The organism is Limnohabitans sp. (genome assembly GCF_017848645.1).
In the GTDB taxonomy this organism is placed as follows: domain Bacteria; phylum Pseudomonadota; class Gammaproteobacteria; order Burkholderiales; family Burkholderiaceae_C; genus Limnohabitans_A.
On sequence record NZ_JAFEIF010000002.1, the window covers coordinates 1 to 12,932 of the forward strand.

At 63.5% G+C, this 12,932-nt stretch carries 10 protein-coding genes; 4 read left to right on the forward strand and 6 right to left on the reverse strand.

What is annotated here, in order from left to right; genetic code table 11:
• From QZ190_RS00115 to gap, 3 genes are all read left to right on the forward strand, one after another.
• Window positions 1-677: uracil-DNA glycosylase (locus QZ190_RS00115; RefSeq protein WP_291912083.1), on the forward strand; the 677-nt coding region annotated here is incomplete at its 5' end.
• Window positions 678-857: 180 nt separating this feature from the next.
• Window positions 858-2,888 carry a transketolase gene (gene tkt / locus QZ190_RS00120; RefSeq protein ID WP_291912085.1) on the forward strand — a complete coding sequence of 677 codons (2,031 nt, stop codon included), beginning with the start codon at window positions 858-860 and terminating at the stop codon, window positions 2,886-2,888.
• A 143-nt stretch (window positions 2,889-3,031) separates the two neighbouring features.
• Window positions 3,032-4,039, forward strand: coding sequence for a type I glyceraldehyde-3-phosphate dehydrogenase (gap, locus tag QZ190_RS00125; protein ID WP_291912087.1), 1,008 nt, complete (start codon window positions 3,032-3,034; stop codon window positions 4,037-4,039).
• Window positions 4,040-4,166: 127 nt separating this feature from the next.
• Here the strand turns inward: gap and QZ190_RS00130 are convergent, their stop codons facing one another.
• The gene (locus tag QZ190_RS00130; protein ID WP_291912089.1) at window positions 4,167-5,762 is read right to left on the reverse strand and encodes a GMC family oxidoreductase; all 1,596 of its coding nucleotides are present in this window, start codon (window positions 5,760-5,762) and stop codon (window positions 4,167-4,169) included.
• A gap of 151 nt (window positions 5,763-5,913) precedes the next feature.
• On the opposite strand from QZ190_RS00130, the gene QZ190_RS00135 reads away from it, so the two are divergent.
• Window positions 5,914-7,065 carry an alkane 1-monooxygenase gene (locus tag QZ190_RS00135; protein ID WP_291912091.1) on the forward strand — a complete coding sequence of 384 codons (1,152 nt, stop codon included), beginning with the start codon at window positions 5,914-5,916 and terminating at the stop codon, window positions 7,063-7,065.
• Window positions 7,066-7,092: 27 nt separating this feature from the next.
• Here the strand turns inward: QZ190_RS00135 and hutG are convergent, their stop codons facing one another.
• The 5 genes from hutG to hutU are packed head-to-tail and all read right to left on the reverse strand — an operon-like array spanning window position 7,093 to window position 12,912.
• The gene (hutG, locus tag QZ190_RS00140) at window positions 7,093-7,905 is read right to left on the reverse strand and encodes an N-formylglutamate deformylase (RefSeq protein ID WP_291912094.1); all 813 of its coding nucleotides are present in this window, start codon (window positions 7,903-7,905) and stop codon (window positions 7,093-7,095) included.
• The gene (locus QZ190_RS00145; protein WP_291912096.1) at window positions 7,902-9,296 is read right to left on the reverse strand and encodes a formimidoylglutamate deiminase; all 1,395 of its coding nucleotides are present in this window, start codon (window positions 9,294-9,296) and stop codon (window positions 7,902-7,904) included. The genes hutG and QZ190_RS00145 overlap by 4 nt, the downstream gene beginning before the upstream one ends.
• The gene (hutI, locus tag QZ190_RS00150; RefSeq protein ID WP_291912098.1) at window positions 9,293-10,555 is read right to left on the reverse strand and encodes an imidazolonepropionase; all 1,263 of its coding nucleotides are present in this window, start codon (window positions 10,553-10,555) and stop codon (window positions 9,293-9,295) included. Before hutI ends, QZ190_RS00145 begins: the two co-directional genes overlap by 4 nt.
• A gap of 31 nt (window positions 10,556-10,586) precedes the next feature.
• Window positions 10,587-11,162, reverse strand: coding sequence for a HutD family protein (locus tag QZ190_RS00155; protein WP_291912100.1), 576 nt, complete (start codon window positions 11,160-11,162; stop codon window positions 10,587-10,589).
• Between the two features lie 52 nt (window positions 11,163-11,214).
• Window positions 11,215-12,912 carry a urocanate hydratase gene (hutU, locus tag QZ190_RS00160; RefSeq protein ID WP_291912102.1) on the reverse strand — a complete coding sequence of 566 codons (1,698 nt, stop codon included), beginning with the start codon at window positions 12,910-12,912 and terminating at the stop codon, window positions 11,215-11,217.
• Window positions 12,913-12,932 lie beyond the last annotated feature (20 nt).

Genomic DNA, 12,932 nt, shown 5'->3' on the forward strand with positions numbered 1-12,932 from the left:
AGCCTGTTGTGGCCACAGCACCCACACCCGCACCCGCCCCGGTGCAGGCCCAGGGCCAAGGCCAAGGCCAAGTGTTCTCGCCCTTGCCTGAGGGCCTGTCCAGCATGGGCTGGGCCGAGCTGCAAACGGCCGTGCAAACCTGCCAGTCGTGCGGCCTGTGCGCTGCACGCCAAACGCCAGTTTTGGGCTCGGGCCAGGGCACAGCCCGCTGGATGGTGGTGGGCGATTTGCCTTCGGACACCGATGCGCAGCAGGGCCAACCCTTCACCGGGCCGGAAGGCGTGCTGCTCGACAACATGCTCAAGGCCGTGGGCGTGCGCCGCCAGGGCTCATCTGGCAGCGCTGATATGCCCGAGGCCTGCCTGACCCACGCCGTCAAATGCCGCCCCCTGAACGGGCGCAACCCCGAGGCCGCCGAGTTGGCGATTTGCGCGGGCTATTTGTCGCGCCAGGTCGCGCTGGCACAGCCCCGGGTGATTTTGGCCATGGGCCGTTTTGCCATCCAGACCCTGCTGGGCAGCACCGAGCCCATGGGCAAACTGCGCGGTCGTTTGCACGACTTCCAGGGCGTGCCGGTGGTGGTGACTTACCCCCCGTCGAGCTTGCTGCGAACCCCGGCCGACAAGGCCAAGGCCTGGGCCGATCTGGTGTTGGCTTTGTCGGTGGCCCAAGGCTGATCACGGCTCTCCCCGAGGACTGGCGGGGCGGGCTTCCAATGGCGAGGCCTCTGGCATGGCGGGTGGCCTGCGCCATGCACGCTTGGGGCCGTGGCTACGGGCATCGTGCGGCGGCGGGTGCGTGCCCGACAACCGCTAAAATCTCGGGTTTACCAGAATACTTCCCCGGAGCTGACCCCCATGGCCAACACACAACACATGGCGAACGCCATCCGCGCGCTCGCAATGGACGCCGTTCAACAAGCCAACTCCGGTCACCCCGGCGCCCCCATGGGCATGGCCGACATGGCCGTGGCGTTGTGGGGCGATCACCTGCAGCACAACCCCACCAACCCGCACTGGGCCAACCGCGACCGCTTTGTGCTGTCCAACGGCCACGGCTCCATGCTGATTTATTCGGTTCTGCACCTGACCGGCTACAAGCTGCCGATTGACGAGCTGAAGAACTTCCGCACCCTGCACAGCAAAACCGCTGGTCACCCCGAAGTGGGCGTGACCCCCGGCGTCGAAACCACCACCGGCCCCCTGGGCCAAGGCATCACCAACGCCGTGGGCATGGCGCTGGCCGAAAAAATGCTGGCCGCCGAGTTCAACCAAGAAGGCCACAAGATCGTCTCTCACCACACCTACGTGTTCCTGGGTGACGGCTGCCTGATGGAAGGCATCAGCCACGAAGCCGTGGCCTTGGCCGGTGCCTGGAAGCTGAACAAGCTGATTGCTCTCTACGACGACAACGGCATCTCCATCGACGGCCAGGTCGCCCCCTGGTTCATCGACAATACGCCCCAGCGCTTTGCCGCTTGTGGCTGGAACGTGATCGACGCCGTGGACGGCCACGACGCCGCTGCCGTGTCGGCCGCGATTGCCAGTGCCAAGCACAGCGCAGACAAACCCACCCTGATCGTCTGCAAGACCGCCATCGGCAAAGGCTCGCCCAACCGTGCTGGCACCTCCAAAGCCCACGGCGAGCCACTGGGTGCTGAAGAAATCAAGCTCACCCGCGAAGCCCTGGGCTGGACGGCCGAACCCTTCAAGATCCCCAAAGCGGTCTATGCCGACTGGGACGCCAAGGCCGCTGGCAAAGCCCGCGAAGCCGAGTGGAACACCGCTTTTGCCGCTTACAAAGCCGCCTTCCCCGCACAAGCCAAAGAGTTTGTGCGCCGTATGAAAGGCGACTTGCCCAAGAACTTCAACCAAGTGGCGTTTGACGCCGTGGTCGCTGCCCACACCAAGGGTGAGACCGTGGCCAGCCGCAAGGCCAGCCAGCTGGCGCTGGAAGCCTTCACGGCTGCCTTGCCCGAAATGCTGGGTGGCTCGGCCGACCTCACGGGCTCCAACCTGACCAACACCAAGAGCACCCCCGCTTTCCGCGTGGACCTGGCTGGCGATGTGGTCAAAACCGAAGACGGGAAAATCGGCCGCCACATCAACTACGGCGTGCGCGAATTCGGCATGGCCGCCATCATGAACGGCGTGGCCCTGCACGGCGGCTACATCCCCTACGGCGGCACTTTCCTGACCTTCTCAGACTATTCACGCAACGCCATCCGCATGGCCGCGCTGATGAAGCAGCGCGTGATCCACGTCTTCACCCACGACTCCATTGGCTTGGGCGAAGACGGCCCGACCCACCAGTCCATCGAGCACGCGGCCAGCCTGCGCTTGATCCCTGGCCTGGACGTGTGGCGTCCTGCCGACACGGCCGAAACCACTGTGGCCTGGGCCGTGGCCCTGCAAAACGCCAACCGCCCATCGGCCCTGCTGCTCAGCCGTCAAAACCTGGCCTATTCGCCCAAGAGCGATCTGGGCGACATCAGCCGTGGCGCGTATGTGCTGTCCGAGCCTGAGCACGTCGGCATCAAGAAGACCCACGGCGTGATCATCGCTACCGGCTCTGAAGTGCAACTGGCCCTGGCCGCGCAAAAGCTGCTGGCCGAACGCAAGATCGGTGTGCGCGTGGTCTCCATGCCCAGCACCAACGTGTTTGACCGCCAAGACACCGAATACAAGCAAAGCGTGCTGCCCAAAGGCCTGCCCCGCGTGGCGGTCGAGATGGGCTCCACCGACGGCTGGTGGAAATACGGCTGCGCCGCCGTGGTCGGCATCGACACCTACGGCGAATCGGCCCCTGCGCCTGTGCTGTTCAAACACTTCGGCTTCACCGCCGAAAACGTGGCCGACACCGTCCACGCGGCGCTGCTCAAGGCCTGATTCAGGCCCGCCGGATGAACCGCTTCAGCGCCATGGGTTGGGCCCAGCGCTGAAGTGCGTTCAGGGATCAGGCCCATGCAAGGGATTTGATTTCAAATCTGGTTACGTAACCGTTTAGTAACTTTTCTCCCGAGGCTCTCACCATGACCATCAAGTTGGGTATCAACGGATTCGGCCGCATTGGCCGTCTGGCACTGCGCGCCGCACTCAAACATGGCTACGACGACATCCAGATCGTCGGCATCAACGACCCCAAGCCCGCCGACTACCTGGCCTACATGCTCAAGTACGACAGCGTGCACGGCCGCTTTGATGGCACGGTGGACTTCACCGAAGACACACTCATCGTCAACGGCAAAAAAATCAAGCTCTCGCACGAGCGAGACGCGCACAACCTGCGCTGGGGCGAGATGGGCGTGCACACCGTGCTGGAATGCACAGGCCACTACCTGACCGAGCCCACCAGTCAAATGCACATCGTGGCGGGTGCCAAAAAGGTTGTGATCTCTGCCCCGTCCAAAGACAGCATCCCGATGTTCGTTTATGGCGTGAACCACAAGAAGTACGCGGGCGAAGCCATCATCTCCAACGCCTCATGCACCACCAACTGCCTGGCCCCCGTGGTCAAGGTGCTCAATGACAAATGGGGCATCAAGCGCGGCCTGATGACCACGGTGCACGCCGCCACCGCCAGCCAAATGACGGTGGACGGCTCATCCCGCAAAGACTGGCGCGGCGGCCGTGGCATCCTGGAAAACATCATCCCCAGCAGCACGGGCGCAGCCAAGGCCGTGGGCGTGGTGATCCCCGAGATCAAGGGCAAGATCACCGGCATGGCCTTCCGCGTGCCGACCTCTGACGTGTCGGTGATTGACCTCACGGTGGAGTTGAACAGCGACGCCAGCTACGCCGAAATCTGCGCCGAAATGAAAGCGCAAAGCGAAGGCGCCCTCAAAGGTGTGCTGGGTTACACCGACGAAAAAGTCGTCTCCACCGATTTCCGTGGCGAGCCTTGCGCCAGCGTGTTCGACGCGACCGCGGGCATTGCGCTCGACAAGAGCTTCGTCAAGATCGTGGCCTGGTACGACAACGAGTGGGGTTATGCCAAGCAGTGCCTGGAGATGGTGCGGGTGGTGGCCAAGAAGAAGTGATCTGAACGGGCAGGCAGCGCCAGGGCTCCCCGCAGGGGCTCAGAGGCGCTTCGCTTTGCCACATCGCCCCTGCGGGGAGCCCTGGCGCTGCCATGGGGCATCGCTCAAATCGCCTGCGGGCGCTTTTTCATGCCTGGGTGGCTTGCCGAATCATGTCGGCGGCCTTCTCCGCCAGCATGATCGTTGGCGCATTGGTGTTGCCGCTCACAATGCGCGGCATGACGGACGCGTCCACCACGCGCAGGCCCGGCACGCCGTGCACGCGCAGTTGCGCATCCACCACCGCCATGTTGTCCTGCCCCATGCGGCAGGTGCCCACGGGGTGGTAGACCGTGTCGGCGTGTTGGCGAATCCAGTGGTCGAGATGTTCGTCGGTGCGGGCATCGGCCGAAGCTGCCCACTCCTTGCCATGCGCGGCCAAAGCGGGCTGGGCCAGAATGTTTTGAGCTTGACGAACGCCGTCGCGCAAGCGCTGCAGGTCGCGCGGGTCGCTCAAAAACTGCGGGTCAATCAGCGGTGCGCTGTTCGGGTTGCGGTCGGTCAATTGCACACGACCTCGGCTGTCGGGTTGCAACAAACACACATGCAAAGAGTAGCCGTGCCCCAGCGTGAGTTGGCGGCCATGGTCCACGAGTTTGGCCACCACAAAGTGCAGCTGAATGTCCGGGTGCGCCTCACTGGGCCGGCTTTTGTAAAACGCGCCGCCTTCGGCGAAGTTGGTGGTCAGGCGTCCCTTTCGGTGTTGACGCCAATCCCACAGGGCCTGCAAGGTGTGCCAAGCGCCTTTGGGGGACACACCGATCAAATCGGTCTGGCCCGGCGCATCGGCCACGAGCACCACGTCGGGGTGGTCGTGCAGGTTCTCGCCCACGCCGGGCAAGTTGTGCAGCACCTCAATGCCCAGGCTTTGCAAATGCGCAGCAGGCCCAATGCCTGAACGCATGAGGATGGCGGGCGATTGAAAAGCGCCTGCGCTCACAATGATTTCGCGCCGGGCGGTCACGGTGCGTGCTTGACGGCCCTGCAAGGCATGCACCTGTCTCGCCATGCCATCCACCAGGCCAATGCGGTCCACCGTCACGCCCGTCATCACATGCAAATTGGATCGACCCCGATTCGGCGTGAGGTAAGCCTTGGCCGCGCTGAAGCGCTCGCCAGCTTTCTGCGTGACTTGGTACAGGCCAACGCCTTCTTGCGATGGGCCGTTGAAGTCGGTGGTGTGGGGCAGGCCCGCTTGCACGCCCGCCTCGACGAAGCGCTGTGAAAACACGTTGGGGCTTTGCAGGTCGGCCACGTTCAAGGGGCCGTGTTGGCCATGCCACTCGTTGTGGATGCGCTCGTTGTGCTCGGCCTTCAGAAAGTAGGGCAAGACCTCGGCCCAAGACCAACCCGCGCAACCCATGTCGGCCCAGGTGTCGTAAACCACGGCTTGGCCACGGATGTAGGCCATCGCATTGGTCGAGCTGGAGCCGCCCAGCGTGCGCCCGCGCGGCTGAAAACCGATGCGGCCGTTCAAGCCGGGTTGCGGCACGGTGTTCAGGCCTTGCGACACCAGGTCCACGCGGGCCATGAGCGCGATGCCTGCGGGGCAGTGGATCAGCGCGCTGGTGTCTGGCGGCCCGGCCTCCAGCAGGGCTACCTGCACGCTGGGGTCTTCGCTCAAGCGGCCAGCCAACACACAACCGGCCGAGCCACCGCCCACGATCACGTAATCAAATTCCATGCATGCCCCGAAAAAAGCTGAGTGCTGCCAATATAAGGGTTAGGACGGTGTGCGCCCAAGGCGCCTGTCATTCAGAATGGCCCAAGAGGAGAGCGGGCATGGGGCATGGCTTCGGTGCGGGGTCAGTTGGGCGTTGTTTGCAGGTGCGCAGATGAGCACGCCTGCGCTCGCGCACGAACAACCTTGGCAAGACAAGCGCTGGTGGTGGCTGCTCAGCCCCGCCATACCATTGATCTTCACGGCCTCGATGCTGGCTGCCGTTGGCACAGGTGTGTGGTGGTGCATGTTGCTGGCCCCGCTCATCATCCATGTCTTGTTGCCCCTGCTCGACCGGGTGTTTGGCGAAGACTTCAGCAACCCGCCCGAATCGGCGGTGGCGCAACTCGACGGGGACGTGTTTTACCGCGCCTTGGTGTGGGCCTATGTGCCCCTGCAATGGATGGGCACGGTCTTGGGGGCTTGGATGGCGGTCACGCAGCCGATGCCCTGGATGGGCTATGCCGCTTTGGTGTTCACGGTGGACGCCATCAACGGCGTGGGCATCGGCACCGCGCATGAGCTGGGCCACAAAAAGGAAAGCCTGGACCGGTGGTTGTCCAAGATCGCTTTGGCGCCCAGTGCGTATGGGCACTTTTTTGTCGAGCACAACCGCGGCCACCACAAATGCGTGGCCACACCCGAAGACCCGGCCAGCGCCCGCTTGGGCGAAAGTTTCTGGGCCTTTTTGCCGCGCTCGGTTGCGGGAAGCTGGCAATCGGCTTGGGCGCTGGAGCAAGAGCGCTTGAACAAACAAGGCCTGAACGTGTGGCACCCGCAAAACCACAACCTCCAGGCCTGGGCCCTGACGCTGCTCTTGTTTGGCGCGCTGGTGGCGTGGCAGGGCTGGGTGGTGCTGCCTTTTTTGCTGCTGCAGGCCGTGTACGCGGCCTCGATGCTGGAGGTGGTGAACTACGTGGAGCACTACGGTTTGCTGAGGCAAAAAGACGCCAGCGGCCGCTACGTGCGCTGCGAGCCCGAGCATTCTTGGAACAGCAACCACCTGGTGGGCAACCTCTTGCTCTACCAGCTGCAAAGGCATTCCGACCACCACGCCCACCCCAGCCGGCGCTACCAAGCCTTGCGGCATTTCGAGTCCGCGCCGCAATTGCCGGCGGGCTACGCCACCATGATCACGGTGGCGTATTGGCCGCGCCTGTGGTTCGCGTGGATGGACCCCCGCGTGATGGCGCACTACGGTGGGGATTTAGATCGGGCCAATGTGCAGGCACCGGCCCGTCACAGGCTGATGCGCCACGGGTCCTGAACCCATGGCCCGTGTGTGGGCTCGGCCTCATGTCTCCACAAACGCCAACACCGCCTCCAGCATGCGCCTTACATGCGGCTGCACGCCCGCTGCCATCTCGGGCAGGTAATCAAACGGCCAGCTTTCCTGCATGTAGCTGCATTGCGTCATTTCCAGCTGTACCGCGTGCACGCCTTGCGCCGGGTTGCCGTATTGGCGGGTGATGTGCCCGCCCTTGAAGCGGCCATTGAGGACCGCTGTGTAGCCGGTGGCTTGCTTGCCAATGGCCAGCAGTTGCTCGGCCAGCACAGGGCTGCAGCTGGCCCCGTTGGCTGTGCCCAGGTTCAGGTCGGGCAGGGCCCCTTCAAAAAAGCGAGGCAACACCGAGCGTATGGAATGTGCATCCCACAGCGCCGCCACACCGTGCGCGGCTTTCATGCGGGCCAGCTCTTGCGCCAGTTGTGCGTGGTAAGGCTGCCAAATGGCTTCGCGTCGCGCGGCAATCTCGGCCTCACTCGGTGCATCGGCCGGGTCGCGGTACAGCGGCTGGTCATCGAACAAGTCAACCGGGCACAAGCCCGTGACGCTTTGCCCGGGGTACAGGCTTGCGCCGTCTGGCGGGCGGTTCAGATCGATCACAAAACGCGAATGCGTGGCCACCAGCACCGAGGCACCGAGCGCATCGGCAAAGTCGTACAAGCGCTCCAGGTGCCAGTCGGTGTCGGGAACGCGCTGGCCTTCGTCGGTGAACCGCGCGGCCAATTCAGGCGGCACATGCGTGCCCACATGCGGCATCGAGATAAGCAAAGGGCGTGTGCCTTGGCGAAAGCAGAAGGGGGGCTCGTTGGTCTGGAAAGTCATGGTGTGTTCTTCAGCAATTGTTGACGTGCGGTGACTAAGCCATTCAAGGCCGTGTCGTGCAAAACGTGGCGGCCCGATTGAACCTGTACACGACCTGCCACCCACACCTGCTGCAAGGTCGATTGGCGGTGGCTGGCAAACACATGCGCCGACAACATGGCATCGGGCGTGGGCAGATCGCGCAGCAGTGGGTGTTGTGCGTCCAGCACCACCATGTCAGCCTGCTGACCCACAGCCAAGCCGGCCACCGAGCGCGCACTCGCCTGCGCGCCACCTGCCACAGCCGACAGTGTCATGGATGTAGCGACCGAGGGCTGCGCCACACTGGCCAGCACATTGCGCTGGCGTGTCGCTAGGCGTTGGCTGTATTCAAGCTGCATCAACTCTTCGGCGGCATTGACACAAGCATGGCTGTCCGACCCCACCCCCCAGCGCCCACCGGCTTGCAGCCAGGTGGGGGCATCAAAAATGCCATCGCCCAGATTCGCCTCGGTGCTGGGGCACAGGCCCGCCACTGCGCCGGTGCGGGCGGCGCGAGCACTTTCTTCAGCGCTCATGTGGGTGGCATGCACCAGGCACCAGCGGGCATCCACCGGGGCGTGGTCCAGCAGCCACTGCACCGGGCGCTGTCCACTCCATGCCAGGCAGGCATCGACCTCGGCAGTCTGCTCGGCAATGTGGATGTGCAACGGGGCCGTGGCATCCATGGCATGCAAACCGGCCAGGGCTTCGCGCAAGCTGTCTGGCGGCACAGCGCGCAAAGAATGGGGTGCCAAGCCCAAGCGTGCGCCCTGTGCTTCGCACAAGGGTTTGAGCTTTTGCAGCAAGGCCAGCATGTTGTCGGTCGAGCGGATGAAGCGCCGCTGACCCTCGCTGGGCGGGGCAGCGCCAAAGCCACTGGTCTGGTAAAGCACGGGCAACAAAGTCAGGCCCATGCCTGCGCGGGCAGCGGCTCGCAGCAGGCACATCGACAAGGCGGCGTCATCGGCATAGGGGCGTCCATCGTGATCGTGGTGCACATAATGAAATTCACACACGCTGGTGTAGCCAGCCTCTAGCATCTCGACATAGAGCCCTGTTGCGATGGCCTCCAGTTGTTCGGGCGTGATGGCCGCTGCGAAGCGGTACATCAGACTGCGCCAACTCCAAAAACTGTCTTGCGCAGCACCCCGGTATTCGGTCAGGCCACCAAACGCCCTTTGAAACGCATGCGAGTGCAAATTGGGCATGCCCGGCAACAAAGGGCCAGCGGCGCGGGGGGTCGCTTCCGGACAGACGGCCTGCGCCTTCACTGCCGTTATCACGCCCTGGTTGTTCCAAGACAAAAGCACATCACACGCCCAGCCCGAGGGCAACAAAGCATGTTCGGCAAACAGACTCTGTTCGTTCATGCTGCACTCCGCTGCACCTGCATACCGTCAACCGCCACACGGCCCTGGCGCACCACGCTGCAGGCCGGACGCTGGCCCAGCCAATAGGCCAGCTCGGCCACATCACCCAAAGGCCACAGCACAAAATTCGCGGGGCAGCCCACCGCAACGCGGCCATGCGTGGCCTGCAGGCCCAGCGCCTGCGCGGCATGGCGCGTCACGCCCGCCAGCGCCTCGGGGACCGTCAAACGGAACAAGGTGCAGGCCATGTTGAGCATCAGCAACAAACTCAAAGCAGGCGAGGTGCCGGGGTTGTGATCGGTGGACACGGCCATGGGCACACCCGCCTCGCGAAGTGCGGCAATGGGCGGCATGTGCGTGTCGCGAAGCGTGTAATAAGCGCCTGGCAAGAGCACCGCCACCGTGCCCGCTTGCCGCATGGCGGAGATGCCCGCGGCGCTCAGGTGTTCGATGTGGTCGCACGACAGAGCGCCGTAACGCGCCGCCAGCGCCGAGCCGCCCATGTCAGACAGCTGCTCGGCGTGCAACTTGACCGGCAATCCCAGCGCTTGCGCAGCCTGAAACACCTGCTCGGTCTGCGCCAGTGAGAAGCCAATCGTTTCGCAAAAAACGTCTACCGCATCCACCAGGCCTTCGGCGGCCAGCACAGGCAGCATCTCTTCACAAACCAGACGGATGTATTCGTCGCTGCGCCCGGCGTATTCGGGCGGCAAGGCATGCGCCCCCAAAAAAGTGGTTCGCACCGTCACGTCAAACACATCGCCCAGACGACGAGCCACGCGCAGCTGTTTGCGTTCGTGCTCCAAGCTCAGGCCATAGCCTGATTTGATCTCGATGGCGCAAACGCCTTCGGCCAGCAAAGCCTGCAAACGGGGCACGGCCGCGTCGAACAAGGCTTCTTCGCTCGCCAGACGTGTGGCTTTGACACTGGACACAATACCGCCCCCAGCCCGCGCCACCTCTTCGTAGCTGGCACCAGCCAGTCGCATGGCAAATTCGTTGGCCCGTTGGCCACCGTAAACCAAGTGTGTGTGGCAGTCGATGAGGCCTGGCGTGACCAAAGCCCCTTGGCCATCGAATGTGGGCAGATGCCGGTAAGCATCTGGCAAATCGGCGTGCGCGCCCACCCAAGCAATGGCCCCTTGCTCGACCACGATGGCCGCGTCAGGCACGCCCGAATCATCAGCGCCCAAGGCCTCAGGTGCCAAGTGCAGGTGGTGCCAAATGCCGTCGGCACTGTGCCAAGCAACAGGAGTCATGGAAGCCTTCATGGTCGATGGAAGTAAAGGGTCAATGTGATATTTTCAAGGCCAAGAGTGCCGCGTCAGGGCTTTGCGGGCGCAGCCGCCAAGCCGTGTCCGCATCCGACCACCATACGCCCTCTTGCGGCAAAAGCGTCAGCGTGCTTGGGCCTTCCAACTTCCAGCTTCCCTGGACCGCCATCAACAAGCCCTGCGACGCGACAGGCCAATCGCAGGCGCTGCGCAAGACCTGCAGCGATGCGCTGCACACAGCACGCCGGGTCATGACGTTGAAGTCGTGACAGTCGCCTGCCAACAAACGGGCTTGGATAGCCGCCTCACCCGCAAACGCGAAGGGTTCCCATGGCGTGTCCAAACAGTGGTCCACCTGCCCGCCATCGCCGTGCAAGTGCACACCGCCGCCGCTGAGCAGCGTGATGACGCGGTCGATGCCAACAAAAGAAGAAAACGGCCCGTCACTCTCGATGTGCGCGATGCTCACGCGCCAGTCGAAACTGCCCATGTCGGCACCGGACGGCTGGCAGACGATTTCTCGCGTCACGCCTCCACCGTTCTTCCAAGGCATGGCGGGCAAATCTGCCACATTGAATCTTTGCAGTGACATGGGTTTGAGTAACACAGACCTTTGGAATGCCTCGGATCGGACCACGCCAGCCTTACTTGACCATGGGCAGTTTCAAACCCTGCTTTTTGGCTGTGGCCACGGCCAGTTCGTAACCCGCATCGGCGTGGCGCATCACGCCCGAGCCGCTGTCGTTGACCAGCACACGCGCCAGGCGCTCGGCTGCGGCGTCGGTGCCGTCGGCCACGATGACCATGCCCGAGTGTTGTGAATAGCCCATGCCCACGCCACCGCCGTGGTGCAGGCTGACCCAGCTGGCGCCCCCTGCGGTGTTGAGCAAGGCGTTGAGCAGCGGCCAGTCGCTCACGGCGTCGGTGCCGTCTTTCATGGCTTCGGTCTCGCGGTTGGGGCTGGCCACCGAGCCGGTGTCCAAGTGGTCGCGTCCGATCACGATCGGGGCTTTCAATTCGCCCGTGCGCACCATCTCGTTGAAGGCCAGACCGGCCAGATGCCGCTCACCCAGACCCAGCCAGCAAATGCGTGCGGGCAGGCCCTGAAAGCTGATGCGTTCTCGCGCCATGTCGAGCCAGCGGTGCGTGTGCGTGTTGTGCGGGAACAGTTCCTTGATCTTGGCGTCGGTTTTGTAGATGTCCTCTGGGTCACCCGACAAGGCCACCCAACGGAAGGGGCCCTTGCCTTCGCAGAACATGGGGCGGATGTAGGCTGGCACAAAGCCGGGGAAATCAAAGGCGTTTTTCACGCCATGGTCAAACGCCACCTGGCGGATGTTGTTGCCGTAATCCACCGTGGGGATGCCCATGGTCTGGAAGTCCAGCATGGCTTGCACCTGGATGGCGCAGCCTTGTGAGGCATCGGCTTTCAGTCGGGCGTGCTGTGCGGGGTCGTGTTGGGCGGTTTTCCACTGCGCCACGGTCCAGCCCGGTGGCAGGTAGCCGTTGATCAGGTCGTGCGCCGAGGTCTGGTCGGTCACCAGATCGGGGCGCATGCCACCGGCCTTCGCCCGACGCACCAGCTCGGGCAGGATGTCTGCCGCATTGCCCAGCAAGGCAATTGAAATCGCCTCTTTGGCAGCGGTGTGCTGCGCGATCATGGCCAGGGCCTCGTCCAGGTCTTTGGCCTGCTTGTCCACATAGCGGGTGCGCAAACGGAAGTCGATGCTGCTTTGCTGGCATTCGATGTTGAGCGAGCAGGCCCCGGCCAGCGTGGCAGCCAAGGGCTGTGCGCCGCCCATGCCGCCCAGGCCGGCCGTCAGGATCCAGCGGCCCGTCCAGCTGTTGTTGTAATGCTGGCGACCAGCCTCCACAAAGGTCTCGAACGTGCCTTGCACGATACCCTGGGTGCCGATGTAAATCCACGAGCCGGCTGTCATTTGCCCGTACATGAATAGACCCTTGCGGTCGAGTTCGTTGAAGTGTTCCCAATTGGCCCACTTGGGCACCAGGTTGGAGTTGGCGATCAGCACACGCGGCGCGTTGGCGTGCGTCTTGAACACGCCCACCGGCTTGCCTGACTGGATCAGCAAGGACTCGTCTTCGTTCAGGTCTTTGAGCGAAGCCAGGATCTGGTCAAAGCAGGCCCAGTCGCGCGCGGCACGACCAATGCCGCCGTACACGACCAAGCTTTGCGGGTTTTCGGCCACTTCCGGGTCGAGGTTGTTTTGCACCATGCGGTAGGCGGCTTCGGTGACCCAGTTTTTGCAGGTCAAGGTGCTGCCACGCGGTGCGCGCACCACTCGGGTTGGGTCCAGGCGGGGGTCGAGATTTGTGGTCATGTGGGCTCCTTGAAGATGAA

Excerpts from the sequence above, each read along its gene's own strand:
- tkt (WP_291912085.1), top strand. The coding sequence starts at position 858 with ATGGCCAACACACAACACATGGCGAACGCCATCCGCGCGCTCGCAATG.
- gap (WP_291912087.1), top strand. The coding sequence starts at position 3,032 with ATGACCATCAAGTTGGGTATCAACGGATTCGGCCGCATTGGCCGTCTG.
- QZ190_RS00130 (WP_291912089.1), bottom strand. The coding sequence starts at position 5,762 with ATGGAATTTGATTACGTGATCGTGGGCGGTGGCTCGGCCGGTTGTGTG.
- QZ190_RS00135 (WP_291912091.1), top strand. The coding sequence starts at position 5,914 with ATGAGCACGCCTGCGCTCGCGCACGAACAACCTTGGCAAGACAAGCGC.
- hutG (WP_291912094.1), bottom strand. The coding sequence starts at position 7,905 with ATGACTTTCCAGACCAACGAGCCCCCCTTCTGCTTTCGCCAAGGCACA.
- QZ190_RS00145 (WP_291912096.1), bottom strand. The coding sequence starts at position 9,296 with ATGAACGAACAGAGTCTGTTTGCCGAACATGCTTTGTTGCCCTCGGGC.
- hutI (WP_291912098.1), bottom strand. The coding sequence starts at position 10,555 with ATGACTCCTGTTGCTTGGCACAGTGCCGACGGCATTTGGCACCACCTG.
- QZ190_RS00155 (WP_291912100.1), bottom strand. The coding sequence starts at position 11,162 with ATGTCACTGCAAAGATTCAATGTGGCAGATTTGCCCGCCATGCCTTGG.
- hutU (WP_291912102.1), bottom strand. The coding sequence starts at position 12,912 with ATGACCACAAATCTCGACCCCCGCCTGGACCCAACCCGAGTGGTGCGC.